The sequence below is a fragment of the Streptomyces sp. V2I9 genome, assembly GCF_030817475.1.
Lineage (GTDB): Bacteria > Actinomycetota > Actinomycetes > Streptomycetales > Streptomycetaceae > Streptomyces.
Window position 1 is genome coordinate 4446456 of sequence record NZ_JAUSZJ010000002.1, and the last position, 24880, is coordinate 4471335.

The 24880-nt window shown below is 71.3% G+C and carries 21 protein-coding genes and 1 CRISPR repeat array; of the genes, 13 read left to right on the forward strand and 8 right to left on the reverse strand.

Features of this window, described 5'->3' with window-relative positions; genetic code table 11:
• The first annotated feature begins 1 nt into the window (after position 1).
• The 12 genes from QFZ71_RS19795 (at position 2) to QFZ71_RS19850 (ending at position 10525) form a co-directional block, all read left to right on the forward strand.
• Positions 2 to 1315 (forward strand): AAA family ATPase, encoded by a 1314-nt coding sequence (locus QFZ71_RS19795; RefSeq protein WP_307669517.1) that lies wholly within the window; start codon positions 2 to 4, stop codon positions 1313 to 1315.
• Between the two features lie 3 nt (positions 1316 to 1318).
• Positions 1319 to 1753, forward strand: coding sequence for a TadE family protein (locus QFZ71_RS19800; RefSeq protein WP_307669518.1), 435 nt, complete (start codon positions 1319 to 1321; stop codon positions 1751 to 1753).
• Positions 1747 to 2154, forward strand: a complete 408-nt coding sequence (locus QFZ71_RS19805; RefSeq protein WP_307669519.1) for a TadE/TadG family type IV pilus assembly protein — start codon at positions 1747 to 1749, stop codon at positions 2152 to 2154. Before QFZ71_RS19800 ends, QFZ71_RS19805 begins: the two co-directional genes overlap by 7 nt.
• Before the next feature lie 99 nt (positions 2155 to 2253).
• Positions 2254 to 3591: a CpaF family protein gene (locus QFZ71_RS19810; protein WP_307669520.1), complete on the forward strand. Its 1338-nt coding sequence runs from the start codon at positions 2254 to 2256 to the stop codon at positions 3589 to 3591.
• A gap of 10 nt (positions 3592 to 3601) precedes the next feature.
• Positions 3602 to 4546 (forward strand): type II secretion system F family protein, encoded by a 945-nt coding sequence (locus tag QFZ71_RS19815; RefSeq protein ID WP_307669521.1) that lies wholly within the window; start codon positions 3602 to 3604, stop codon positions 4544 to 4546.
• A gap of 21 nt (positions 4547 to 4567) precedes the next feature.
• Positions 4568 to 5455, forward strand: a complete 888-nt coding sequence (locus QFZ71_RS19820; RefSeq protein WP_307669522.1) for a DUF5936 domain-containing protein — start codon at positions 4568 to 4570, stop codon at positions 5453 to 5455.
• Between the two features lie 104 nt (positions 5456 to 5559).
• Positions 5560 to 7101 (forward strand): sensor histidine kinase, encoded by a 1542-nt coding sequence (locus QFZ71_RS19825; protein WP_307669523.1) that lies wholly within the window; start codon positions 5560 to 5562, stop codon positions 7099 to 7101.
• A 14-nt stretch (positions 7102 to 7115) separates the two neighbouring features.
• Entirely contained in the window at positions 7116 to 8198 is a 1083-nt protein-coding gene (locus QFZ71_RS19830) for a response regulator transcription factor (protein ID WP_307669524.1), read from the forward strand.
• A 204-nt stretch (positions 8199 to 8402) separates the two neighbouring features.
• Entirely contained in the window at positions 8403 to 8633 is a 231-nt protein-coding gene (locus QFZ71_RS19835; RefSeq protein WP_307669525.1) for a hypothetical protein, read from the forward strand.
• The gene (locus tag QFZ71_RS19840; protein WP_307669526.1) at positions 8633 to 9241 is read left to right on the forward strand and encodes a pilus assembly protein TadG-related protein; all 609 of its coding nucleotides are present in this window, start codon (positions 8633 to 8635) and stop codon (positions 9239 to 9241) included. The genes QFZ71_RS19835 and QFZ71_RS19840 overlap by 1 nt, the downstream gene beginning before the upstream one ends.
• Positions 9242 to 9270: 29 nt before the next feature.
• The gene (locus tag QFZ71_RS19845; protein WP_307669527.1) at positions 9271 to 9888 is read left to right on the forward strand and encodes a hypothetical protein; all 618 of its coding nucleotides are present in this window, start codon (positions 9271 to 9273) and stop codon (positions 9886 to 9888) included.
• A gap of 22 nt (positions 9889 to 9910) precedes the next feature.
• Positions 9911 to 10525, forward strand: coding sequence for an OmpA family protein (locus QFZ71_RS19850; RefSeq protein ID WP_373465202.1), 615 nt, complete (start codon positions 9911 to 9913; stop codon positions 10523 to 10525).
• A 108-nt stretch (positions 10526 to 10633) separates the two neighbouring features.
• On the opposite strand, the gene QFZ71_RS19855 is transcribed toward QFZ71_RS19850, so the two are convergent.
• Positions 10634 to 11992, reverse strand: a complete 1359-nt coding sequence (locus QFZ71_RS19855) for a MarR family transcriptional regulator (protein ID WP_307669529.1) — start codon at positions 11990 to 11992, stop codon at positions 10634 to 10636.
• A gap of 572 nt (positions 11993 to 12564) precedes the next feature.
• Positions 12565 to 13293 carry a DUF4232 domain-containing protein gene (locus QFZ71_RS19860; RefSeq protein ID WP_307669530.1) on the reverse strand — a complete coding sequence of 243 codons (729 nt, stop codon included), beginning with the start codon at positions 13291 to 13293 and terminating at the stop codon, positions 12565 to 12567.
• Between the two features lie 592 nt (positions 13294 to 13885).
• Here QFZ71_RS19860 and QFZ71_RS19865 point away from each other — a divergent pair.
• Complete coding sequence (locus tag QFZ71_RS19865; protein WP_307669531.1) at positions 13886 to 15535, forward strand: hypothetical protein; 1650 nt, start codon at positions 13886 to 13888, stop codon at positions 15533 to 15535.
• A 537-nt stretch (positions 15536 to 16072) separates the two neighbouring features.
• On the opposite strand, the gene QFZ71_RS19870 is transcribed toward QFZ71_RS19865, so the two are convergent.
• The 6 genes from QFZ71_RS19870 to cas7e form a co-directional block, all read right to left on the reverse strand.
• Positions 16073 to 16606 carry an SMI1/KNR4 family protein gene (locus QFZ71_RS19870; RefSeq protein ID WP_307669532.1) on the reverse strand — a complete coding sequence of 178 codons (534 nt, stop codon included), beginning with the start codon at positions 16604 to 16606 and terminating at the stop codon, positions 16073 to 16075.
• 144 nt (positions 16607 to 16750) lie between these two features.
• A CRISPR array of direct repeats spans positions 16751 to 20771; the repeat unit is 29 nt; unit sequence CGGCTCACCTCCGCTCGCGCGGAGAGCAC.
• A gap of 17 nt (positions 20772 to 20788) precedes the next feature.
• Complete coding sequence (gene cas2e, locus QFZ71_RS19875; RefSeq protein WP_307669533.1) at positions 20789 to 21100, reverse strand: type I-E CRISPR-associated endoribonuclease Cas2e; 312 nt, start codon at positions 21098 to 21100, stop codon at positions 20789 to 20791.
• 25 nt (positions 21101 to 21125) lie between these two features.
• Positions 21126 to 22118, reverse strand: a complete 993-nt coding sequence (gene cas1e, locus QFZ71_RS19880; protein WP_307669534.1) for a type I-E CRISPR-associated endonuclease Cas1e — start codon at positions 22116 to 22118, stop codon at positions 21126 to 21128.
• Positions 22115 to 22777, reverse strand: a complete 663-nt coding sequence (gene cas6e, locus QFZ71_RS19885) for a type I-E CRISPR-associated protein Cas6/Cse3/CasE (protein ID WP_307669535.1) — start codon at positions 22775 to 22777, stop codon at positions 22115 to 22117. Before cas6e ends, cas1e begins: the two co-directional genes overlap by 4 nt.
• A complete protein-coding gene (cas5e, locus tag QFZ71_RS19890) occupies positions 22774 to 23637 on the reverse strand; it encodes a type I-E CRISPR-associated protein Cas5/CasD (RefSeq protein ID WP_307669536.1) in 864 nt (287 codons plus the stop codon). The genes cas6e and cas5e overlap by 4 nt, the downstream gene beginning before the upstream one ends.
• Positions 23634 to 24809, reverse strand: coding sequence for a type I-E CRISPR-associated protein Cas7/Cse4/CasC (gene cas7e / locus QFZ71_RS19895; protein WP_307669537.1), 1176 nt, complete (start codon positions 24807 to 24809; stop codon positions 23634 to 23636). Before cas7e ends, cas5e begins: the two co-directional genes overlap by 4 nt.
• Positions 24810 to 24880: the final 71 nt, after the last annotated feature.

Sequence of the window (24880 nt, forward strand, 5' to 3'; positions counted from 1 at the left end):
GATGACCACCAGAATCCTCCCCGCCGTCGGTGACATCGACGCGGCCCGCTCCGTCACCACCCTGCTCAGCCAGTTGCCCGACGCCGAACCGGCCACCCCGGTCGGCGACTCCACCCAGCTCATCGACGCGCTGGCCCGGTTCGCCGGCGAGGCGCTCGACGAACTGCCCGAGGTGGTGCTGGTCCACGAGCGGATCGGCCCGGTGCCGGCCCTGGAGCTGATCCGGGAGGTATCGCTGCGGTTCCCGTCCGTCGGGGTCGTCCTGATCACCGCGGACGCCAGCCCGAACCTCTTCGCCGACGCCATGGACTCCGGGGCGCGCGGCCTGGTCACCCTCCCCCTGAGCTACGAGGAGCTGGCCAACCGCGTCCAGGCGGCGGCCCAGTGGTCCGCCGGCGTCCGCCGCCACCTCACCGCCGGGAACGAGGTCTTCACCGGCCCAGGCGGCACGGTCGTCACGGTCACCGGCGCCAAGGGCGGCGTCGGCGCGACCGTCACCGCCATCCAGCTCGCGCTGGCCGCCCAGGCGTCCGGCAACACGGTGGCGCTGGTGGACATGGACCTCCAGACCGGGGACATCGCCTCCTTCCTCGACGTCCAGTTCCGGCGCTCCCTCGTCGACCTCGCCCTGATCACCGACATCTCGCCGCGCGTGCTGGCCGACGCCGTCTTCTCCCACTCCACCGGCCTCGCCCTCCTGCTCGCCCCCGGCGAGGGCGAACGCGGCGAGGAGGTCAGCGACCGCTCGGCCCGCCAGATCGTCAGCGCGCTCCGCACCCGCTACGAGATCGTCGTCGTCGACTGCGGCAGCCAGATGAACGGGGCCAACGCGGCGGCCGTCGAGATGGCCGACGTCGCGCTGCTGGTCACGACCCCCGACGTCATCGCGGTGCGCGGCGCGAAACGCGTCGTACGGATGTGGGAACGGCTCCAGATCCGCAAAGCGGAGGAGACGGTGACCCTGGTCAACCGCTTCACCCGCAACACCGAGATCCAGCCACCGCTGATCCAGAAGATCACCGGTACGCGGGTCGCCTCCGCGGCGGTCCCCGCGAACTTCAAGGAACTCCAGGCGTCCATCGACTCCGGCCGCCTCCACGAACTGGACGCCAAGAGCACGGTCAAGCAAGCGCTCTGGGGCCTGGCCGGCGAGCTGGGCATCGTCAAGGAGAGCGCGACGGCGAAGAAGAGCGGCAGCGCCCTGGTCAAGCGGAACAGCGGCGCCTTCAAGAACGACCGGGGCTCGATCGGACGCCCGCGCCGCCGGCGCGACGGCTCCGGCCGCGGGCCCGGAGACTCCGAGGGGACACGTTGAGCGATGACCACCACAAGGACGGCACGCGGCGGCATACGGGGGCGGGTCACCGCCCTGCGTGACCGCCGGGGGCGGGACCGCGGCCAGACGGCCGTCGAGTTCCTGGGCATGACCCCCTTCATCATCCTGATCATGCTCGTGCTCTGGGAGTGCGCGCTGATCGGCTACACCTTCAGCCTCGCGGGCAACGCCGCCGACGTGGGCGCGCGCAAGGGCAGCGGGGCGGAGTTCGCGTCCTGGGCCGCGTGCCAGGAGGGTGCCAAGAAGGACCTCCCCGACGCATGGGCGGAGAACGCGGTCGTCACCTGCCGCAGCGGCGGCGCCCTCTACGAGGCCACCGTGAAGCTGAAGGTCCCGGTCCTGGTACCGGGGCTGTTCGACCTCGACGTCCCGATCGAGGGCGAGGCCGGATCACCGAGGGAGGAGCAGTCATGGTGACGACACCTTCGTACGGCGGGCGCACGCGTCCCGCACGGCCGGGCGGCGACCGGGGGCAGGTCGCCATGGAGTACCTCGGCTTCCTCCCCCTGCTGCTCCTCGTCGCCATGGCGGCCATCCAGCTCGGCCTGGCCGCGTACGCCGCGAACCAGGCGGGCACCGCGGCCCGCGCCGGGGCCCGTACGGAAGCCAGCGTGGACGCGCGCGGCAGTGGCGAGAGCAACGCGCGCGACGCCGTGAGCGACTGGGTGGAGGACGGCGGATTCCGCTACCGCCACAGCGGCGGCCAGGACATCACGGTCACGGTCCGGGTCAAGGTGCCCTCCGTCGTGCCGGGGCTGAAGGGCTGGTGGGCCGAGCGCAGCACCACCATGGCCGACGAGAGGGCCGGGGGCTTCTGACCCCGTCCCGGAAGCCCACGGACGGCCCATGACCCCCGGGGGGGGGCGCCCGCGGACGCCCCCGACCGAACCGACGCGACACCGAGGAGAGTTACGCAGATGAGCCTGCGGGCACGCATGACCGCTCCGGAGGAGCACGGCGGGGCACGGGAGGACAGCCACCTGGTGGCCACCTACCGGGCCAAGCTGCTGGAGGAGATCGACCTCGCGGAGATGTCCTCGCTGGCCGCCGCCGACCGGCGGGCCCGGCTGGAGCGCGTCCTCGGCCACATCATCAGCCGTGAGGGCCCGGTCCTCTCCACCGTGGAGCGCTCGCAGCTGATCCGCCGCGTCGTCGACGAGGCGCTCGGCCTCGGCATCCTGGAACCGCTCCTGGAGGACGCGTCCATCACCGAGATCATGGTCAACGGCCCCGACCAGATCTTCGTCGAACGCAACGGCCGGGTCGAACAGCTCCCGATGCGCTTCGGCTCCCACGAGCAGCTGATGCAGACCATCGAGCGCATCGTGTCGACCGTCAACCGCCGGGTCGACGAGTCGAACCCGATGGTCGACGCCCGCCTGCCCAGCGGCGAACGCGTCAACGTGATCATCCCGCCGCTCTCGCTGACCGGCGCGACACTCACCATCCGCCGCTTCCCGCGCTCCTTCACGCTCCACGAGATGATCGGCTTCGGCTCGCTGGACGAGCAGATGCTGGTCCTGCTCGCCGGTCTCGTCCAGGCCAAGCTCAACATCATCGTCTCGGGGGCCACCGGTACCGGCAAGACGACCCTGCTCAACGCCCTCTCCGGGCTCATCCCGAACGCCGAACGCATCGTCACCATCGAGGACTCCGCCGAACTCCAGCTCCAGCAGAGCCATGTGATCCGGCTGGAGTCCCGACCGGCGAACGTCGAGGGCAAGGGCCAGATCACCATCCGCGACCTGGTCCGCAACTCGCTGCGTATGCGCCCGGACCGCATCGTCGTCGGTGAGGTCCGCGGCGGCGAGTCCCTCGACATGCTCCAGGCGATGTCCACCGGCCACGACGGCTCGCTCGCCACCGTCCACGCCAACAGCGCCGAGGACGCGCTGATGCGTCTCCAGACCCTCGCCTCGATGTCCGAGGTCGAGATCCCCTTCGAGGCGCTGCACGACCAGATCAACAGCGCCGTCGACGTGATCGTCCAGCTCACCCGGCACGCCGACGGGGCCAGGAAGATCACCGAGATCGCCGTCCTGGACAGCCACGGCCGCGACCCGTACCGCATCGTCACGGTGGCCCGGTTCGACGCGCGGCCGATGGCCCCCGACGGCCGGATCTACGGCGACTTCCAGTACCTCCCGCTGCCCCGGAGGCTCGCCGAACGTCTCTACCTGGCCAGCCAGCCCATTCCCCAGGCGTTCGGCGTGGCCCAGTCCGCCGAACAGCTCGCCACCCGAGAGGCCAACTAGGTACCGCGCCATGGACAACGTCAACCTCCCCCTGGTCACCGTCGGCGTCACGCTGCTGTGCTGCGTGCTCGGCGTGATGGGCCTGTACTCGTACTCCGGAGGCAAGGCCGACCGCGACGCCCTCGTCGACCGGCTCTCCCACGTGGGACAGATCCCGGAGACGGGCCGCGTACGCCGCTTCAAGGGGCTCGACCGCCGGCTGCGCGCCACCGCGCTCGGCCGGAAGCTGGAGCTGAAGCTCGCCGCGACCGGCATGGACATCACGCCCGGCGAGTTCTTCGTCTACGCGGTCGTCGCGATGGCCGGTCTCTGGATGATCGCCTCCTCCATGCTCGCCGCGTTCTTCGGGCCGGTCGCCGCCCTGATCGGCCTCTGGGGCACCAACGCGTTCCTCAACTGGCAGCGGATCAAGCGCACCGAGCGCTTCATCAACCAGCTCCCCGAACTCTCCCGCATCCTCGCCAACGCCACCCAGGCCGGCCTGGCCCTGCGCACCTCGCTGTCCATGGCGGCCGAGGAGTTGGAGAACCCGGCGGGCGAGGAACTGTCGCGGGTCGCCCGCAGGCTGGCGGTCGGGGAGTCCCTGGAGGACGCGCTGAGCGAATTGACCGACCGGCTGCCCTCACGCGAACTCGTGGTCCTGGTGACGACGCTGGTGCTCTCCAACCGGGCCGGCGGTACGGTCGTCAGCTCGCTGCGCAACCTCACCGAGACGCTGGAGGAGCGCAAGGAGACCCGCCGCGAGGTCAAGACCCAGCTCTCCCAGGTCACCGTCACCGCCTACGCCGTACCCGTCTTCGGCATCGGCGCGATGCTCCTGATGAACGCCGTCATGCCCGGCGCGCTGGACCGGATGACGGGCGCGTTCATCGGCCAGGCCGCGGTGGTGGTGTCCATCGTCCTCTACGCGATCGGGTTCATCGTCATCCGCCGCATGTCCCGTATCGACGTCTGACGAGCTGGGAGAAGAACCATCATGGACCTGCTGCTCGCCCTGGTCGCCGGCCTCGCCGTGTACGGCGCCGTCCACGGCATCCGGATGTACCGGGCCGACGCCGAACTCCCCGGCGACCTCGCCGTCGCCCTGGAGTCCGGCGCCACCCGCACCAGCGCCGTCGGCTCCGGCATCGACCGCCTCGGCATCCGGTGGGCCCCCATGGTCCTGCGGATGATGGGCCCCAAGGCCGTCAACAAGAAGCGCCGCCAGATCGACCTGGCGGGCAACCCCGGCGGCCTCACCATCGACCGCTACGCCGCCCGCCGCGCGGTCTACGGGGCGCTGGGTCTGCTCGGCGCGTTCTCGATGCTCCTCCGCGGCCAGCTCTTCCTGGCCCTCCTCATGGTCGCCTTCGGCCTGTTCTGGGTGGAGGCGGGCATCTGGTCGGCCATCCGCGTCCGCCGGGAGCACATCGAACGCACGCTCCCGGACTTCCTGGACGTCCTGGCCGTCGTGGTCTCCGCCGGACTCGGCTTCCGGCAGGCACTGGACCGCGTCGCGGACAAGTACGAGGGCCCCTGGTCCGACGAACTGCGCATCACCCTCCGCCAGATGGACATGGGCGTCAGCCGCCGCCAGGCGTTCGAGGAACTGCGCAGACGCAACGACTCCGAACAGGTCGCCATGTTCGTCACCACCCTTCAGCAGGGCGAGGAACTGGGCGCGCCGATCGTCGAGACGCTCATCCAGATCGCCAACGACATGCGCCGCACCGACGCCCAGAACGCCCGCCGCAAGGCGGCCAGGGCGGTCCCGAAGGCCACGTTCGCGGTGACCACGTTCCTCCTGCCGGGCACGCTCGTTCTCCTCACCGTCGGCTTCGTGTACGGCGCGAACGTGGACTTCGCGTTCCTCACCGGGGGATGACATGAACGAGGGGCGCGATGGGGACGACGACGGGTACGAGGGAGGACGCGCGGAGCCACGAAGGCGTACAGGACGTCGGGGCGCGAGACGGAGGTGACAGGCACATGGCATACCAGCTCAGCGGGGCCCATCCCGCGGCGGCCGCGGACCTGACCCGCGCCCACACCGGCACCCCCGCACGCCCGGCGCTCGCCATCCAGGTCAACGCGCTCCAGGCGATGTGCCGCCAGGTCTTCGGCTTCCGCCTGGCGATGATCGCCATAGCGACCCCGACCGCCATCAGCCACACCGCCCCCGGTCTGCCCACCTGGTTCATCGGCTCGGCGATCCTGGTCACCTTCATGGGCTCGTACGTCCTGTTCCGGGACTGGGAACGCTTCGGCCCGGTCCTCCTGCGCCACCCCTGGCTCCTGGCCGTCGACGCGTCGTTCGGCGCCCTGCTGCTGATCACGGCGACACCCGAGTCGACCCTCGCGTACGTCACCGTCTGCACGCCCCTGCTGGCGGGCCTGGTCCACGGCTGGCGCGGCGCGGCGGTCTTCGCCGCCCTCCAGGTGGTCATCGTCGTCGGCGTGTACGCCACCGTGCCGAAACTGGAGGCGGGCGGGGCGACGGCCCTCCTGCTCCCCGGCTTCTGCGTGATCGCGGGCGCGGTCGGGGTCACCCTGCGCAACCTCCTCCTGCGCTTCGGCACCGCCACCCAGGCGCTCACCGAGACCCGCGCGCGGCTGGCGGTGAGCGAGGCGGTGGAGGGCGAACGCACGCGCCTGGCACGGGAGATGCACGATTCGGTGGCCAAGACCCTGCACGGCCTGGCCCTGGCCGCGGACGGACTGGCAGGCTCGGCGGACCGGATGGACCCCCCGGCCGTCCGACTCCAGGCGGAACTGGTCGCCCGCGCCGCCCGCCGGGCCGCCGCCGAGTCCCGCGAACTGCTCAGCGACCTGCGGCGGGAACAGGGCCTGGAGGGCGGCGTCGACCTGCTCGCCGAACTCCACGCACAGGCAGAGGACTTCACCGCCCGCCACCCGGTCACGGCCACCTTCCGCCGCCTCGCCGAGGAGACCCCGGTCCCCCCGGTCCCGCAGGCGGTGGCCCGCCAGCTCGTGACCGTCGCCTCCGAGGCCCTGGAGAACGCCCACCGCCACGCCGACCCGACATACCTGATCGTCCTCGCGGGCGTGAAGGGCGACATGCTCCGCGTCAGCGTGTACGACGACGGCCGTGGCCTGCCCGCCGGCACGACCCTGGAAGGGCTGCGCCGGGCAGGCCACTTCGGCCTGGTCGGCATGGTGGAACGGGCCGCCTCCATCGGAGCCCGCATCCGGATCGGCCGGGGCAAGGCGGAGAAGGGCACGGAGGTCCGGGTGGAACTCCCGCTGGCCGCGCTGGCGGGGAAGACGGGCGGGGCGGGTGGCGTGAGCACGGGGGAGGCCGGGTGGTCGGGGCCTCCGCCGGAGACGGGGCGGCCGGGGCCTGCGCCCGGCCCCGGATACGCAGCCGCAGCCGGCCCCGGCCCCGGCGGAGGCCCCGGCGTCGGCCCCGGCTCCGCATCCGACCTCGGCCCCGCATCCGACCTCGGTTCCGCACTCGGCCCCGGCCCCCGGACCGTCACGACCACCCCCACCCGTAACACCCGACCCTGAGAGGAGGTCGCAGCATGCCGGACGACGTCTTCCCCGCGCAGCACCGTTGGGGGGCGGCAGTACGCCATCCCGCCCCCCGGCACCCGTCGCCGCCCGCACCGTTCACGCAGGCCCCCGGTTCCGCCGAACACTCCGGGCGTCCCGAGCCCGCCGGACTCCAGCACCCTGCGTCCCCGCCCCAGCCCCCGCTCCCGCCCCCGCACGGGCCGGGCCGGGCACCCGGCAGCCCCACGACGTCCGCGTCCCCCTTCCCTCCGGCTCCGCCGGCCCCCGCTCCGGCCCGGTTGCGGGTGGTGGTCGCGGACGACAACCCGGTGGTCCGGGCGGGTCTGGGTGTCCTGCTCTCGGGCCGTGCCGACATCCAGGTGGTGGCGGAGGCGGCGGACGGCCGCGAGGCGTACGACAAGACGCTCCAGCACCGCCCCGACGTGGTCCTGCTCGACGTCCGGATGCCCGGCGTGGACGGCATCTCGGCCCTGCCGCACCTGGTCGGCATCGCGCCCGTGCTGATGCTGACGTACAGCCGCGAGAGCGAGATCGTCCACGAGGCGCTGCGCCTGGGCGCGGGCGGCTATCTGGTGCACGGCGAGTTCACGGCGGACCAACTGGTCCAGGCGGTACGCGACACGAAGGACGGACGCGCCCACTTCACGGCCACGGCGGCGGACGCCCTGCTCGCCCACATGCGGCAGGGCGCGGTACCCCGGCGAGGCCCCCTGCCGGAGGGCCTCGGGTCGGCGCTGACAGCAGCTCCGGCACCCGCTCCGGCGCCCATGAACGCGGTGCCCCGCTCCTTCGAACATTCGGAAGGCCTTTCGCACCTGCAACCCTCTGTGGGACAGTCTTCTCAGTCCGGGGGGCCGGTGGACGCTCCCAACAGGCAGCAGCACAAGCTGAGTTCGCGGGAGGTGGAGGTCATGGACCTGATTGCGTCCGGAATGAGTAATCAGCAGATCGCCGCTACCTGCTTCATCAGTGAGAAGACGGTCAAGAACCACATCAACCGCATCTTCACGAAGCTCCACAGCGCCACGCGCAGCGAGGCCATCGCCCACTGGCTCGGCACCGCGCCCCGGAACGAAGGGTGGCAGCCATGAGCGGGCAGGCACGCGACGAGGGGACCCAGAAGGAGCTTTGGGCCCAGGAATGGGCCCACGGGCCCTCTGGCGCAGCGGTGGAATCCCTCTATGTTTCTCACGTCGCCAACGGCACCGGCCGGGAGGAAGCCGGTTCCGGAGGCGGCACCACAGAAACGTGCGAGTCGGCCGGCACCCGGTCGGCCGAACCAGGAGGGGAACACCATGTCGGACATCACCCTGAAGGCCGCCGTCCGCGTCAACGGCTGGGCCAACACCGCCGTCAGCGCCATCCAGAAGCGCTACGAGACGAAGGACCGGGGTCAGACGGCGTTCGAGTACCTGGGCATCATTCTGGTGGTCGTGGCGATCATCGGGGCGATCGTGGCCACGGGCATCGGCGGTGCGATCTCGGCACGGATCAGCGGGCTGGTCGATCAGATCACCGCAGGCTAATGACTGTCCGATCTCGTCGAGATCAAGGGCAGGCCTTCCCCATCTACATCATGATGGTGGCGGGCCTGCTCTTCCTCGCGTTGGCGTTCTTCGCTGTCGGCAAAGCCTCGGCTCTGCGCAACGGGTCCCAAGGCGCGGCGGACGCCGCCGCCCTGGCCGCCGCCCAACAGGCGCGGAGCAACTTCGGTACCGGGTTCTACGCCTCGCTGCCCGGCAACATGCTGGATGTCTTCCTTGCCGCGCCCTTCGTCGCGCCGTGCTCCGAGGCCCAGCGCCTTGCCTCCGCCAATGACGCGGACAAAAAGCTCTGCTACCCGACCCCCGGATACCTGCGCGACCGGATCACGGTCGAGGTCGAGGGCCGCAAACCGGTGGATTCGCCGGTGCTCCCCGGGTCGGAGAACAAGAAGGCTGAGGCGAAGGCCACCGCGCTCATCGAGTTCCGCTGCCCCAACCCGAAGGCTGTGGACGCCGACAGCAATGGCGTCCAGGACCTCTTCATCTTCACGTGTCGGAGCGGCGAAATTATCGAGATCGTGCCCGCCAGCCCCCCACCGTGGGAGAGCGTGAGCAGGACCCTCTTCGATGTGCGGTTGGTCGACCAGTGACAGCGAACGACGAGTAGAGGAAACGGACCATGAGTATGCGGCGGACCACGACGACCAGAAGGGCTATGGCGGCTGTCAGCATGACGGCTGCCCTGGCCCTCACGCTCGCCGGCTGTGGCGACGACGGAGGCGACGAGCCCGGAAAGGAAGGCTCCACCGCTCCGTCCGCCCCTGCCAGCCCGTCCGCGGAGGACAAGGGCGAGTCGCAGCAGGAGGACACGGCTGCGGGGGAGAACGTGGACCCCAGCGTGAAGCTTGCCGAGATCCGCGGGCAATCCGGTGTTGTCATGGTCATCAATCAGGTACAGCGAGATTCGGGTGGGTTTGTCACCGTCCAGGCTGAAGTAAAGAACGAAGGCGACAAGCCGGCCAACCCAGCTCAATGGGCAGGCAGCGAGAGCGTGATCGTGCGTCAGAACCTGTCGTCCGTCGGTGGCGCCACCCTGGTGGACAAGCTCGGCAAGAAGCGCTATTACGTCCTTCGGGACACCGACGGTCGATGCCTGTGCACCACGAAGATCAAGCCACTCCAGCCTGGTGACTCCACTGCGGTGTTCATGCAGTTCCCGGCGCCGCCGAGCACAACAACGGAGGTCGACTTCTCCGTTCCTACGTTCGCGACCACGTCGCTCAAGATCTCCGGGTGATGGCAGCGTGACCTCCATGCGCATGGTGGGAGTCCCCATCGCCACGGCCCTGTTCGTGGCTGCGACAGCCCTGTTCGGAGCCTCGCCCTCGTACGCTGACGACGGCCCCAGCGTCCCGCCCGGTACCGAGGCGACGTCGGAGCCGCCCGTTCGCGTCGACCCGAGCGACCCCGATCTGAAGATGCCGGAGGGCGGCACGCTCGCTCCGGGGCGGGTCCTCGACATCGTCCAGGTCGTCGAAGACCTCGGCGGCGAGGAGCGCCGCGAGGACAGCAACGCCGACATCAAGTTCGCGCTCCAGGCCGAAGTCCTCTTCGGCAAGGACAGCGCGAAGCTCAGCTCGGCGGCCAACGCCCGTATCGCCGCCATTGCCGAGGAGATCAAGAAGCAGAACGCGACCAAGGTCCGCGTCTTCGGCTTCACCGACGACCTCGGCTCCTCGGCCCACGGAGACGTCCTCTCCAAGAAGCGGGCCGACGCCGTGCACGGGGTGCTGTCGAAGGAGCTCGGCCCCACGATCACGTACGAGATCCGGGGTTACGGCGAGCAGTACCCGATCGCCAGCAACAGCAACGAAGAGGGCCGGAAGAAGAACCGCCGCGTGGAAGTCTCCTTCCCGCGCGGTGCGGGTTCCTGACCTCGTACGTCTCCACGGGAGACGGCCCGGCCCGGCGCGCGACGACCTCGTGCGCCGGGCCGCTCGTCGTCACAGCGGGAAAGTTCGTAGCCGGCCGAAGACCGACGCTCAGGGCATTTTGAGGAGGCCGCGGAGTTCGGCGACGTACGCGCCGATGTCACGTGCACCAGGTGTGCCGGGGGCCTCGCGGGCATCGGCGGGCTCCCCGGTGGCGCCCGACGCGTGGGCGGTGCGGCAGGGGCGGCAGAGCCCGTCGGGCAGAGCTTCGGGGCGGCCGGGGGCGCGGCAGTTGGTGCACTCCATCATCAAGCGGCGCACGGGGGCTTCGCGCGGGGAAGCGGCGTCCTCGGTGGGGAGGTGGGGCGGGATCTTGTCCGTGAGACGGCGGCGGACGAGGCCGACCGGGGAGCCGACGGGGTGGGGGAGCCCGGCCGTGAGGGCGTGGATGAGGTAGTCGGTGGAGACGCCCCGGTCGAGCCAGGCGGCGGCCAGGGGTTCGAGGGCGGTGCAGTCGGCGGCGGAGAGGGCGACGCGTCCGTCCGTGCGACCGAGTTGGGCGAGGGCGAGATAGGCGGCGGAGGGGCGACGGCCGGGCTCCGGGGCGGTCGGCGGCTGTGTGCGTACGGGCCCGGCGGGTGCGGTCTGCGGACGTACGGGCACGGGACTGCCGGGTTCGGTCGGCCGCTGTACGGACGCGGGTACGGGCCTGGCGGGTCCGGTCGGAGGCGTGGCGGCGGGCCGGGGAGACCGGCCGGGCTCAAGTACCCGCTGGAACGGCGGTACCGGCGTGGGCGATGGCACTGGGATGGATGGCGGTACCGGGGTGGGTGGCGGTGCCTGCGCGGGCAGGCACGCGGAGGTCAGCTCCGTCGGCGCGTGAGGCACGGGGGGCTCGGGCTCGGACTCGGTCGTGTGCTCTGCTGCGGGGAACCAGGGTTCCTCTGCAAGGCCCCGGGGCTCCTCCGCCTGCTCCGCCGAGGGCGCGGGCGGTGCGGCCGACGGGCACGATGTGGACGCGGTGGAGGTGACTGTGGGCGCGGTGGCCGGGGCCCGGGGGAGCGGGGCGAAGGTGGCAGCGCCGCTGAACCGGCGCTTCTCGGCGGCGAGGAAGGTGTTCCACCACTCGTTGTCGCGCGCGGTGCGGGACCAGAACGTGCGGTAGGCCCAGCGCGTCGTCTCACCCCTGCCGACGGCCCACCGTGCGCGGCGCATGTGCCCGGCGACGGAGAGGCTGTTGAGGGAGGTGCCGATGGCCTGCTGCCCGTAGAGCGGGAGCTGCTTGGCGAGCGTCTTGACGCTCATCGCCGCGCCGTCGGGAAGGTGGTCGATGAACCCGGCGATGTACCGCTCGCGGGCCGGCAGTAAGGCGAAGTCGTCCGCACGCCGGGGAAGTTGGCCGGGCGCGGACCGCTTGCCGTAGCCGGGGGACGCCCTGGGGTACGCGGGTGAGGGTGCGGGGGCGTGCATGTCAGGACTAGGGTGCTGCGTAGCCAAGGGATCGACCTCAGTTCTCGATCGTGCGGTGAGACCCCGGCATGGTGCTGTAACACCGCGTCGGGGTCGTTTGGTTCTCGCACCGTAAGCAGTCGCGGCGTCGCGCCGCAAGCCGTCACGATTAGTCATATTTGCTGGTCGTGACGGGGTCGGGAGGGAGGGCGGGGGGAGTCCAACCCCCCTGTCTTTCCCTGCCGGTGGAAAAGAAGGCGCTCGAATCTCGGGTCTCGTGTCCCGAAGCTCGGGTCCCAGGAGCCGAGCTTCGGGAGGGAGCCCTGTTCTCGTCCCCGAACGAGTGAACGCCCTCTTCCGCCGCTCGTACCCCGAGAACCGAGCCCCGAGACCCGAGCGCCGGACGTCGGGCGTCGGGCGTCGGGCGTCGAACCCTGGACGTCGAGCGCCGGTCGCCGAGTCCCGAGTTCCGAGCACGGGGCTCCGGGAGCCTGGCCCGAAGCGAGGGCTTCGGGCGCTGGGCACCGGGCGCTGGGCTGCGGGCTCCGGGCTGCGGGCGGAGGGCGGGCCCGCGACGGTCCCCGTGCCTCTGATCAGAGCTGGGTGATCGCGCGCATCGCCAGTCCCTCGGTGCCGGCCCAGCCGTTCACCCGCGCCGCGTCGTCGACGGAGACGGTGTCGAGGCCCTCGGGCAGGTCGAAGATGAGCGTGCCGCTCAGTTCGGTGCCCTCACCCGCGGTCAGCGTGGCGGTGAACCGGTCGGACTGGTCGTACTCGGCCTCGCCGCCCTCGTCGTTGCCGAACACGTACAGGCCGGCGTACGCCTTGCCGCCCCCCTCGACGACGAGGGGTTCGGTGTCCTGCTCCTCCTCCTCGGGCGATCCGAGCGATTCGACGATCGGGGCATCGTTACCGGCCACGAGCCGTACCGTCGGTGCGTCGTTGAGGACACACGGGGTGTTGGCGTTGTTGGTGACGGTCAGCAGGAAGTGGCGGGGCGTCTCCGAGGGACCGTCCTGGAGCTCGACCGCGGTGGTCAGTCCGTCGGCCTCGCAGTCGGCGTGCGCGGTGCCGTTGCCGCCACCGGTCTCCCCCGTCACCCCGGTCTCCCCGCCGTCCTTCGTCTCCCCGTCCTTCGGGCTGCCGCTACCGGTCCCGGAGTCACCCGAGGAAGCGACGGCCGACGGCGCGGCTGCCTTCTCGTCGCTCTCGGAGGGCTGGCAGGCGGTGGTCGTCAGCAGAGCCGCGACCACGGCCGCGCCCAGGACCGCGCCGCGCAGACCCCGACGCGATGAACCACTTCTGGTCACCTTGGAGTTCATGCTGTTTCCTCTTCCCCCCGTGGCCGGCTCGGAGCCGGCCGATGTGTAAGCGACCGGGATATTCTTGCCACGCGAGGGAGCCTCCTCACCGGTATCTCACGTTTGTTACAGGGCTCGCACGAAGAGGCAGCCGTGGCGTGACCTTGGCTCCCCGCCCGCGCAGGATGCAGCCGAAGCTGCGGGACGCTCCGCCGCCATGACAGGAAATCGGCCACATGCTCTTCGTGCCCGTCACCCGAACGGCGGGACCTCGTTTGCGTTGTGGATCAGCACATCGCATGAGGAGGAGACACGGTGGGCCCGTCGTGCGTGATCGAGCGGTTCCGGCGCAGACGGCGCGGGGTCCGGAGTGCGCACTGCCTGCCGGGACCGGATTCGGCTCTCCTCGGCCTCGTCCGTCGTGAGCGGTCCGGGTCGGCAACGAGGTCGGCGGAATGAGGACGGCAGGCGGAAGGCCGACGGGTGAGATCACCCGTTCGGGCCGGAGTCCGCGCTGTCTCCCGCAGGAGACCGGGGTACGCCGCGCGCCGCTGCCCCATTCATCGGCCGGGACGCCGATGCGCACGTACGAACAGTTGTCGAGGAGGATGTGATGGGTGTGGAGGCCCAGGCGACGAACGAGCGGGTGACGGGGCGCACGTGGACGGTGCGGCTGGACCCCGCCGGTCGCGGGCGTGCGGACGTACGCGTCTCGTGCAGCCGGCCGGCCTGCGCCGCGCAGACGCTGCCCTCCGCGGCCGCCGGTCGTACGGCGGCGGTCGAGCATCTCAAGGCCCACCTGCGCACGGGTCCGGCTCCCCGCTCGGAGGCGTACTGCGCCTGCCGGGCCGCGGAGTGCCACACCCACATCCGCCCCGCCGGACCACGTGAACGTCCCGCGCCGTGGCGGTGCGGGGGCGCGGTGGTCCTGGCCGTCGTGGCGGACCGGGAAGGCCGCTGGTGGCAGGTCATGGAGTGCTGCTCACGCTGCGCCGCCGCCCACCCCACCGCGAAGGTCGTCGCCACCGCACCGCCCCCCGACCGGACCGTTTCCGACAGGCCCGCCCCTGGCAGGTCGGCCCCCGAGGGGCCGGCCCTCGACGGGGCCGCCCCCGGCAGGCCCGTACCGGCGGCAGACCCCTTCCAGGTCGCCGCCGGCCCCGTCCCGAACGGCCCGGCCTTCGCCCCGCACTTCTCGCACAGCACCCCCGCGCCCGCCGCGGCCTCGCGCGAAGTGCCGGCCCCCCGGCCGGCGAGGACCGCAAGGTCGGCGAGGCCGGTACGCAGGCGGCCCGCGTGCGGGCGAATCGCGCAGCGCTTCGTCCCGCACGACCTCCGGCCCATCTCGCTACGGGACGAACTCACCGAACTCGGCGAACTCTTCCGCGCCTACCAGCAGCGCGACGAGCCCGACCTCGCGCTTCTCGCCGAACTTCACGAACGTAAGGCGGAAGCCTTCGCCGCCTGGGCCGAGATCACCTTCGATCCGGGACTGCGCCTCGACGCCCAGCGCGCCGAGCAGGCCGCGGCCGCCGCCCGACTCCAACACCTGCACCGCAGCGGCCAGGCCCCGGACGGCGAAGGGCCGGCCGTGGCACGGCTGTTGACCGCCCAGGCACAGTGGGACCAGGCACGGGCCGTCCTCGCACACGTGGCCGATCACGCACCGCTGCCGGGCCCGGAGGCGCGCCTGCTGGTGCTCATGCTGACCCTGCGTACCGCGCAGTCCGGCGTCGGCAACCTCGTCGGGCAGGACGTCAAAGGACTGCCCCTGTCGGACCCCGAGCACGTGGTGGGCCAGCTGGTGGAGTGCGGCTGGCTGGAACTCCCCGGAAGCGTCGATGAACTGATGGCGTCCCGACCGGAGAGCCCCACCCGGATCAGCGTGCCGTCCCTGACGCCCCGCGAGGACGATCCGGGCCCGTTCACCTTCGGCCGGAAGCTGCGCCCCCGGCTCAGCGGCTGGGCCCAGCGTGTCGTCGGGGAGAAGAAGCTGCGCAAGGCCAAGACCGGCGCCGACGCGCGGCTGCTCGCCCTCGCCCTGGCCACCCAGGTCTACGTGGACGGATACCTGGGGCCCGAGGGCGACGGCATCGACCTGGAATCCCTCGTCTCCTGGTGCGCCATCGCCCCCGACGCCCTGCCCGACCTCGTGGACCGGCTGACGACGACGGGCTGGCTGGAGGAACCGGAGATGTCCGACGGCCTCCTCACCGGCATCCTGGCCGAGCGGGTCCTCCCTTTCACCTGCCCGCTGACCTGAACAACGGAAGAGGGCCGGACCTCGGGTGCCGGGGAGCCGGCTCCCCGGGGGCTGCCCCTGCCGGCGACGGGCACCGTCAGCCCGAGGCGGCGCGGTCGGGCCGGGACGGTGTGCGTGGACGTGGATAGGGGCTCGCTACGTGAGTGTCGGGCCTGGCACTTCGGCGATGCCCCGCCCTGCCGAACCGCCGGGTGGGCCGGACCTGTTGGCGAGTGAGCCGGAACGACATCTCGGCTGTCTGCACGTAGGGGCATGTATGGGCATGTATGGGCATGTACGAGCATGTACGGGCGGCCCTGGCACACAGCAGTGACGCGCGGGACCGGGGACGCGTGATGACCGACGACGACTCCGTGCGCGTCCACGTCTGTACGCCGCCGCCGGGCCGGGCGTCTGGCCGGCTGCGGCGATCGCGTCGAACTACGGGCGGCGGCGGGGCCGGTTCGCAGGCAGCCGAAGGCCATAGGTCTCACAGGGGCTGGCCCAGGGAACAATGGCCCTGGGGGCGGCCACGAACACGGTCGTTCGGGCCGCTTGTCAGAGCGGCGGGCCATCGACGTGACCCCCGGGCCCAGGCTGGAAGGTCGTGCCGAGCTCGTACTGCGCGATCCCGAAGGGGCGAAAATCGGCATCGGTGAGAACGCGGTACAGGAACTCAGAGGTGGACATGTCGTACCGGACCCACGGGCCGGGGTCATGGGACCGCGCGAGGATGGGGTACTCGCCCGGCCGCTCGGCATCGACCAGCCAGACATACTCGTCGGCCCATTCGGTGGAGCCCCAGCTCAACAGGCCCTTGCCTCCAGGCGCGTACACCGCATAGGGATCGAAGGCAGAGACGTCTCCGACCCTGCCCTGGTCGAACGACAGGGAGGCCCGCCACTGCGTCAGGAAGTCGAACGAAGCGCCCTCGCTACGCCCCAGAAAGCTGACGGAATCACTGAAGACACCGCCGCCGAACGCCTCGCAGAGCTCCTTGTAGTCCGCCGGCAGCGGAACCCCCAACTCGCCCTCGACCGCCGCCCAGTCGACGGAGAGCCCGAGCGGCTCCCACCCGGTCACGTCGATCACGCGCTGAACCCACATACGGCCATCTTGCAACACCGGCCTCCATCGAGACCGGCAACGGCCGGTCCCCGCCCGCCTGCACCCCGAGGAGGACGCAGACGGGGCGGCCGGAGTCGTGTCGGCCCTGATGAAGGGGCCGACACCCATCGACTGACCTCCGCTCGTGCGGAGAGCACGCCGACCGGATCCGGTCGTTCGCGCCGGCCATCGGCTCACCTCCGCTCGCGCGGAGAGCACGCACACGGTGACGCCGGTCCGTTCGAGTCGAGCGGCTCACCTCCGCTCGCGCGGAGAGCACGGCGGGTCGAGGGCCGGCGGCAACACGAAGGCGGGCTCACCTCCGCTCGCGCGGAGAGCACGACGTCAACGGCTCGGCGGAGGCCACCCGCATCGGCTCACCTCCGCTCGCGCGGAGAGCACGCGCTGGACGTGCGGCGGGTGGCGGCGGCGGTCGGCTCACCTCCGCTCGCGCGGAGAGCACTACCAACCGCCGGAGTGGCAGTCAGTACGGGGCGGCTCACCTCCGCTCGCGCGGAGAGCACCCGAGAGGCACATCATCGAAGATCTCGGCTGGCGGCTCACCTCCGCTCGCGCGGAGAGCACGTGGACACAGGTGGGGCCTCGGATGCGGTGGACGGCTCACCTCCGCTCGCGCGGAGAGCACGCCTCCGAAGGATGAGAGCCAGCGGAGGGCCGCGGCTCACCTCCGCTCGCGCGGAGAGCACTGCAGCCCGGACCCCTCGGTCGACGCGGCGGTCGGCTCACCTCCGCTCGCGCGGAGAGCACCCTGGCCGGCGCATCGGCTCCGGGCGCTGCGGCGGCTCACCTCCGCTCGCGCGGAGAGCACCTCCCACGTCCAGTCCTGCGACCCGCAGCGGACGGCTCACCTCCGCTCGCGCGGAGAGCACAAGATCGACGCCGGGCAGTCCTCCGGCCGCGACGGCTCACCTCCGCTCGCGCGGAGAGCACACCGCGCGGGCCCCGTACGGGAACACGCCGCGCGGCTCACCTCCGCTCGCGCGGAGAGCACCGGAGCATCGCCTCCGCGTAGCTCGTGCGCCACGGCTCACCTCCGCTCGCGCGGAGAGCACAGGGAGTCGAGGATCCGCACGATGGCTTCGAGCGGCTCACCTCCGCTCGCGCGGAGAGCACCGGCACGTCACCGGGTCGCCACCGGTCAACTGCGGCTCACCTCCGCTCGCGCGGAGAGCACGACTCCGGCCCGCTCAAGGGCCGCCTGCACACCGGCTCACCTCCGCTCGCGCGGAGAGCACCCCTGCGTCACCGCCCCCTGGTACGCCATCCGCGGCTCACCTCCGCTCGCGCGGAGAGCACGAGGCGGTTACTCGGATGCGGTGCCATCATGCCGGCTCACCTCCGCTCGCGCGGAGAGCACACGATCCAGCGGGCGATCGTCAACGAGGCCATCGGCTCACCTCCGCTCGCGCGGAGAGCACCCGAGGGCGCCCACGCCCGCGATGACGTACTGCGGCTCACCTCCGCTCGCGCGGAGAGCACGTCGTGAGGGAGCCGTCGCATTCCCGCATCAGCGGCTCACCTCCGCTCGCGCGGAGAGCACGCCGCCCACAAGAGAGAGACCGAGGGACCTGCCGGCTCACCTCCGCTCGCGCGGAGAGCACGTCTTGGTGACTGGTTCGCCCTGGGTGACGGGCGGCTCACCTCCGCTCGCGCGGAGAGCACCGCCGGTAGAGGCTCTGGGCTGTGGATCGCGTCGGCTCACCTCCGCTCGCGCGGAGAGCACCAGTCGTCGGGTCGGTACGCTCACCCCATGTTCGGCTCACCTCCGCTCGCGCGGAGAGCACGAGACCCCGAAGTTCCCGGTCCCGCCGCGGGACGGCTCACCTCCGCTCGCGCGGAGAGCACCCGACAGGTTCCACGCGACCACCGCCGCTCTCCGGCTCACCTCCGCTCGCGCGGAGAGCACTCCCGGTGCTGGTCGCCCAGCACGTCCCGCTGCGGCTCACCTCCGCTCGCGCGGAGAGCACTATGCGATTTCCATAACCGCAACCGTAAAGCACGGCTCACCTCCGCTCGCGCGGAGAGCACGACGGCACCGTGCATGCGGCCTCACCGAAATCCGGCTCACCTCCGCTCGCGCGGAGAGCACTCCGTCACCGTCTCCAGCGAGAACTCCGACAACGGCTCACCTCCGCTCGCGCGGAGAGCACGCCTTCGGGGCCGTCGCCCGCTGCTGCTGCTTCGGCTCACCTCCGCTCGCGCGGAGAGCACGGCCTGTTGATCGCCACCGGGAACATGGACGTCGGCTCACCTCCGCTCGCGCGGAGAGCACCGGCCGCGCCGGTAGATCGCGATCCCGTCCCGCGGCTCACCTCCGCTCGCGCGGAGAGCACCAGCCGGTGCTCCTGATGACCCGCCCGCTGACCGGCTCACCTCCGCTCGCGCGGAGAGCACCAGCAAGATCGCAATGGATGCCGGGGCGAAGGCGGCTCACCTCCGCTCGCGCGGAGAGCACGCGTTGTAGCGGTGCCCGCAGTCGGGGGAGGGCGGCTCTCCTCCGCTCGCGCGGAGAGCACCAGCAAGATCGCAATGGATGCCGGGGCGAAGGCGGCTCACCTCCGCTCGCGCGGAGAGCACGGGCCTTCGCATACAGGTAAGGGAGTGGGTGACGGCTCACCTCCGCTCGCGCGGAGAGCACGCACCCGACGGGGTCGGTAGCAGGGTCGGCACCGGCTCACCTCCGCTCGCGCGGAGAGCACAGCGCCAGCCATCCCCGCCTCACGTGGACCGTCGGCTCACCTCCGCTCGCGCGGAGAGCACAGCGCCAGCCATCCCCGCCTCACGTGGACCGTCGGCTCACCTCCGCTCGCGCGGAGAGCACGATGCCGGGGAACCGCTTGGCGACAAAGGCGGCGGCTCACCTCCGCTCGCGCGGAGAGCACAGTAGTGCTACGGACGGGCTGCCCTGCCGCCACGGCTCACCTCCGCTCGCGCGGAGAGCACGTCGTCGGACACGGGCATCTCCCTCCTGGGGACGGCTCACCTCCGCTCGCGCGGAGAGCACGGGGGTAGGCCAAAATCGCATTCTCAACACACCGGCTCACCTCCGCTCGCGCGGAGAGCACTGCTGCGCCCGGTCCTTCTTGTACTCCTCGACCGGCTCACCTCCGCTCGCGCGGAGAGCACTGCGGAATGTCCGGGTTGAGGGCGGCGATATCCGGCTCACCTCCGCTCGCGCGGAGAGCACCGCGCCGACGGTAGACCTCAACACCCCTTCACCGGCTCACCTCCGCTCGCGCGGAGAGCACTACCTCTGCGGCGACGGCCGCCGCCGCAGCCGCGGCTCACCTCCGCTCGCGCGGAGAGCACATTTAGTGACACGAGGGTCGGACACCCGCATACGGCTCACCTCCGCTCGCGCGGAGAGCACAGTGGAGTCCGTTACCGTCGCGCGTGCTGGAGCGGCTCACCTCCGCTCGCGCGGAGAGCACAGCGAGGAGGACCGGGCCAGCGCGTGGCAGGTCGGCTCACCTCCGCTCGCGCGGAGAGCACCTCCGCCGCATCGGCCGCCGCCGACTCCGCGACGGCTCACCTCCGCTCGCGCGGAGAGCACGGCGACGGTCTGCCACTCGGCAGCGCCACCCACGGCTCACCTCCGCTCGCGCGGAGAGCACGCGCCTTCGACGTCGCTCACAGCCTCCACCTCCGGCTCACCTCCGCTCGCGCGGAGAGCACCGGGCAGACCATCACGGACCTAGTCCCGGCGGCGGCTCACCTCCGCTCGCGCGGAGAGCACCGGGTGACCAGGACCTGCGTGGTGTATCCGGACGGCTCACCTCCGCTCGCGCGGAGAGCACGCGCCGGGCGTCCACGGTGTTGTACCGCTCCTCGGCTCACCTCCGCTCGCGCGGAGAGCACCGCTGGTGCTCGGCGTCCGTCTCCGCCAGGGTCGGCTCACCTCCGCTCGCGCGGAGAGCACTGGCCTCCGAGACGGACCGGCCCTGTAGGGCCTGCGTCTGCGACGGGGCCGGGACCGACGGCTCACCTCCGCTCGCGCGGAGAGCACCAGTTCAGCGGGACGAGCCGGCTTCCCCTAGACGGCTCACCTCCGCTCGCGCGGAGAGCACCGGCCCATGGCCGTGATGAAGCGGCCGGACGCCGGCTCACCTCCGCTCGCGCGGAGAGCACCCTTCGTGACCTGGGCCGTTAGAGAGGGTTTGCCATTTCTTGACTCTCCCGGTGGAAGGCGATGAGCGTGAGGCCGTCGAAGTCGATCGGTTCGCGGCGGCGGGCGCCTGCTGTGCGGAGTTGGAAGCCTTGTTCGTTGTCGGCGGGGTGGGCGAGGACCGCGAGGCCGTCGTGGGTGCAGGCGGTCACCGCTGCCCAGAGTTCGTCGCGGACCTTGGCGGAGACGGTTCCGACGTAGAGCTCGGGTGTGACTTCGAGGAGCCAGCGGGTGAGGGCTCCGCGGAGGTGGTCGGGTACGGCGGTGGCGGAGATGACGATCATCGAGGACATGGTCGGTGGTCTTCCGTGGGGAGGGTCACGGTTGCTTTCCGTGGTTGATGCCGGCGGGTACGGAGCCGCTGACGGGGTCCCAGAGATCGACCATCTGTTCTGCGGGATCGGGGGCTTCGTAGGTGTGGTCGGGGTCGAGGAGCTGCTGGATGTCGGTGACGATGCGCGGGAGGAGCTGGAAGAGGCGTAGTTCGTGGCGGAAGGAACGGCGCGCTTCGCCTTCGGGGTTGGAGGATGCGTGGAGGGAGAAGGCGAGGGGGATGGTGAGTTCTGCTTTGTAGAGGTCGGCGATGTCGTAGACGAAGGCTTGCTGGTTGCCGCTGTGGACGAATCCGAGGGCGGGGGAGCAGCCGAGCGCGGTGATCGCTGCGTGCACGATGCCGTAGAGGCAGGTGTTGGCCGAGGAGAGGGCGAGGTTGACGGGGTCCTGGGTGTCCCAGGAGGAGGGGTCGTAGGAGCGGCGGAAGCGGCCGATCTTGTACTGGCGGGCGAGGAGTTGGTAGTGGGCTTTGACGCGTTGGCCCTCCATGCCACGGAGTTTGTCGAGGCTGGTGCCGTTGGTGGCGGTGCCGTCTCCGAAGCGCATTTCGTACATGGTCTGGGCGATGGCGAGGCGGCGGGTGTCGTCGGTCCAGGCGCGGGTCTGACGTTCGAGCCAGAGCGTGGTGAGGGATTCGGGGACGGCGGCGGAGTAGCAGCGGACGCCACCTGATCCCGCGGTGATGACGGTGGTGCCGTTTCTGGCGAAGGTGGTGAGGGCGCGCGCGGTGATGGAGGTGCCGGGGCCGAGGAGGACGCAGCTGAGGGCTGCGGTGGGGAGGTAGACGGTTTCGGTTCCCCGTTGTTCGCTGGTGACTTCCGCGCAGACCCCGGTGTCGTCCTGGTGGATGCGGACGATGTCGAGGTAGAGGAAGGACAGGGAGTCGGCGATGCGGGGGAGCATGGCGACGGTGGGGGCGGCGAGTCTGCGCCGCGCGTTGCCGTTGGTGAGGGGCTTGGTGGCCGGCGGTGGGGTCATGGGGTCTGCCTCGCGGGGGCGATGCTGAGGAGGCCGCAGCCGTACGCCTTGCCCCGGCCGACGCCGCTGAGTACGGCCTTGCGCAGGAGGTCGGTGTCGATGATGGCTGCCGTGCCGTCGAACTGGGTGCGGGCGTGTCGGATGTTCTGGGGTGGGGCTCCGTCTCGGCGGCGTTGTCCGCGGACGGCGTCCAGGGGGTGGGAGTGGTGAGTGAGGGGTTTGATGCCGCTGTTGTCGGCTTGTCGGAGCCACCATTCGTCGGCCGCGGCACCGGTGAGCGCGACGACGGGCGGGAGGCCGTACAGGGCGCGGGTGGTGGCGCCGGGCTTGCGTACGGGGCTGGCGACGCAGCGGTAGCGGATGGTCAGGCCGGGGCGGACGGCGTCGAGGAGTGCGTCGAGGGGGCGGGCGAGGATGGTGCCGTAGCCGTCCGGGAGGCCGCTGGTGTCGGGCTCGTAGGTGGACTGGACGAGCAGGTGCGGTCCGGCGGGGGTGTCTTCGGTGCGGAAGAGGACGCCGAAGCGGGCGCGGGGGTCGGGGCCCGCTTCGGACGGGAAGAGGCTCATGATGCGGCGGTGGGTGCCGATCGGGTCGTTCAGGTCGCGGCGTGCCTCCGGGGAGCGGGTGTCGGGGACGATGCGAGTGAGCCAGAGAGTCATCGTCGGCTCCCTTCGGTGGTGTGCAGCCGGGTGTCGAGGTAGTGGCCCAGTGCGGTGAGCTGCTGGGTTCCGAGTCCGGCGAACTGGGAGTCGGGCAGGAGCAGGCTGCGCCGGTACAGGGGCCGGGCGCGGTAGGCCCGTCGGCTCGGGTGGTAGCTGACCGGCTGGTCGTTGAGTCGACCCGAGGAGTGCGTGCCGTCCTCGTGGGTTTCGCTGACCGTGTGGGCCGGCGCGGGCAGGAAGTCCAGCGGACGGTCGGCCAGGAACTCCACCGGCCTGTGCTCCGATGCGCGGCTTCTTGCCGGTGGTGCGGCGAGGGGCAGATGGATGAGGTGGTGCAGGGCGTCGTCGCTCTGCCCGAGCAGTACGGGACCTTCCGGCGGGCAGGAACGGCGGCCGAGATGCAGCGGCCACCGAGGGGCGCGCAGGGCGTTCGCACAGCGGTCGAGGAGCGGTTGGGTGGCGGGGGTGGGCCGGGGGGTGGTGAGGGCGACGGTGAAAGCGGCGTCGGCGAGGTAGACGCGGTGGGTGAGGAGGGTGCCGGTGTCGCCGGTGCGCTTCTTGCCCTCGGCGGTGGTCACGGTGGCTTTGCCGGGGAGGCCGCCGCCGACGGTGTGCAGGTCGCGCAGCAGGACACCGGGCCGGTCGGTGCGCACGGTCATGTGCAGGGCGGTGAGGTCGTCGATGGGCTGGTCGCGCCGGCGGCCGAGGGCGGACGCGAGCATGCCGATGACGCCGGAGCGGGTCGGGAAGGCGGAGGTGTCGCGTTCGTTGAAGTGGCTGTGCAGGCCCCAGGACTGCAGGGGCCCGGCCAGGCGGAGCAGAAGGCCCGGTTCGGGTTCGGGGAGCGGGGACGTCATACCGCGCCGCCGGAGGGCAGGGCGCTGGTGAGGGCGGAGTCGATGAGCGCGTCGAAGCTGGTGTGGCGGGTGCCGAGGCCGTCGAGGCCCTTGGCGTCGACGCCGGCCCAGCCCGCGTCGACGACACCGCCGGTGCCCAGGAGACGGTTGGCGTCCTCGGCGTAGCCGGACAGGGTGGTGCGGGAGGGGGCCGCGTACCCGCCCTGGGCGGCAGCGATGACCGGGCTCTCGAACGCGGCGGCGTAGGACAGGGGCCGGTCGGCGCGTACGGAGATGTGGACGAGGTCGGGGATGGTGTGGGGGGCCGTGGAGTTCTTCTTCGCCTGCGGCAGCGACCGGATGAACGCGTTGAGGAAGGCGGCGGTGAGTTCGCGCACTTCGTCGGGGCGGTCGCCGATGTTGCGGGCGAGATCCCGCAGGTCGACGGTGGCGAACCGGTAGAAGGTGCCGGCACTGAATTCGGCGTGGCCCATGTGGCCGCTGCCGCTCTGGTCGCCCCAGAGGGCGGAGACGTCGTCGACGGCGGAGAAGTAGTCGAGTTCGACGTCGGTCTCGTGGGTCGTGAGGGCGTGGGCGACCTGGACCGCACCGTCGACACCGGCGTTGTCGATCTCGGCGAGCATGCGTCCGAAGAGATTGATGACGCCGTTGCGGGAGCGCAGGATGGCCTCGACGCGGTCGGAGGGCAGGATGCTCTTGTCCGTCTTCTTCCTGATGTCCTTCGCGCCCTGCAGAGCTTCGCGGAACTCCTCGGCCAGGTCCGCGAGTTCGGTCACGGCTGTATCGGGGACGTAGACCATCGCGTTGGTGAGCACCTTGTTCGCCACGTCCTGCTTGGGGTCCTGGGGGTCCTTCGCCGGTTCGAACTTGATGCTGCTGGCCGCGGCCGTGTGAGCCCCGGCCTTCTCGGCGAGATCCTGCGGCCAGCCGCGCTCCGACGAGAGGACGAGGGCCACCCGCTCCCCGATACGGCGCGTGCGCAGCGCCACCTGGCCGATGCGGTCCTCGAACTCTTCGCGGATGGCCCGCTTCCAGGACTGGCTGCTGACCCGGGTCCGCAGCACGTTGCCGTACTGGACCGTCTTGACGGAGTTCGTGTCGTCGCGGTTCAGGTTGGCGAACGGGACGCTCTGGACGACGTGAATGTCGACGAAACGGGCGGTCATGGGCATGTGGATGTGACTCCTTCGTGCGGAATGCGCGCGCTGTGCCGCGCGGCTGGGAGATGGGAGGTCCCGGCTCG

Excerpts from the sequence above, each read along its gene's own strand:
- QFZ71_RS19795 (WP_307669517.1), top strand. The coding sequence starts at position 2 with ATGACCACCAGAATCCTCCCCGCCGTCGGTGACATCGACGCGGCCCGC.
- QFZ71_RS19800 (WP_307669518.1), top strand. The coding sequence starts at position 1,319 with ATGACCACCACAAGGACGGCACGCGGCGGCATACGGGGGCGGGTCACC.
- QFZ71_RS19805 (WP_307669519.1), top strand. The coding sequence starts at position 1,747 with ATGGTGACGACACCTTCGTACGGCGGGCGCACGCGTCCCGCACGGCCG.
- QFZ71_RS19810 (WP_307669520.1), top strand. The coding sequence starts at position 2,254 with ATGAGCCTGCGGGCACGCATGACCGCTCCGGAGGAGCACGGCGGGGCA.
- QFZ71_RS19815 (WP_307669521.1), top strand. The coding sequence starts at position 3,602 with ATGGACAACGTCAACCTCCCCCTGGTCACCGTCGGCGTCACGCTGCTG.
- QFZ71_RS19820 (WP_307669522.1), top strand. The coding sequence starts at position 4,568 with ATGGACCTGCTGCTCGCCCTGGTCGCCGGCCTCGCCGTGTACGGCGCC.
- QFZ71_RS19825 (WP_307669523.1), top strand. The coding sequence starts at position 5,560 with ATGGCATACCAGCTCAGCGGGGCCCATCCCGCGGCGGCCGCGGACCTG.
- QFZ71_RS19830 (WP_307669524.1), top strand. The coding sequence starts at position 7,116 with ATGCCGGACGACGTCTTCCCCGCGCAGCACCGTTGGGGGGCGGCAGTA.
- QFZ71_RS19835 (WP_307669525.1), top strand. The coding sequence starts at position 8,403 with ATGTCGGACATCACCCTGAAGGCCGCCGTCCGCGTCAACGGCTGGGCC.
- QFZ71_RS19840 (WP_307669526.1), top strand. The coding sequence starts at position 8,633 with ATGACTGTCCGATCTCGTCGAGATCAAGGGCAGGCCTTCCCCATCTAC.
- QFZ71_RS19845 (WP_307669527.1), top strand. The coding sequence starts at position 9,271 with ATGAGTATGCGGCGGACCACGACGACCAGAAGGGCTATGGCGGCTGTC.
- QFZ71_RS19850 (WP_373465202.1), top strand. The coding sequence starts at position 9,911 with ATGGTGGGAGTCCCCATCGCCACGGCCCTGTTCGTGGCTGCGACAGCC.
- QFZ71_RS19855 (WP_307669529.1), bottom strand. The coding sequence starts at position 11,992 with ATGCACGCCCCCGCACCCTCACCCGCGTACCCCAGGGCGTCCCCCGGC.
- QFZ71_RS19860 (WP_307669530.1), bottom strand. The coding sequence starts at position 13,293 with ATGAACTCCAAGGTGACCAGAAGTGGTTCATCGCGTCGGGGTCTGCGC.
- QFZ71_RS19865 (WP_307669531.1), top strand. The coding sequence starts at position 13,886 with ATGGGTGTGGAGGCCCAGGCGACGAACGAGCGGGTGACGGGGCGCACG.
- cas2e (WP_307669533.1), bottom strand. The coding sequence starts at position 21,100 with ATGTCCTCGATGATCGTCATCTCCGCCACCGCCGTACCCGACCACCTC.
- cas1e (WP_307669534.1), bottom strand. The coding sequence starts at position 22,118 with ATGACCCCACCGCCGGCCACCAAGCCCCTCACCAACGGCAACGCGCGG.
- cas6e (WP_307669535.1), bottom strand. The coding sequence starts at position 22,777 with ATGACTCTCTGGCTCACTCGCATCGTCCCCGACACCCGCTCCCCGGAG.
- cas5e (WP_307669536.1), bottom strand. The coding sequence starts at position 23,637 with ATGACGTCCCCGCTCCCCGAACCCGAACCGGGCCTTCTGCTCCGCCTG.
- cas7e (WP_307669537.1), bottom strand. The coding sequence starts at position 24,809 with ATGCCCATGACCGCCCGTTTCGTCGACATTCACGTCGTCCAGAGCGTC.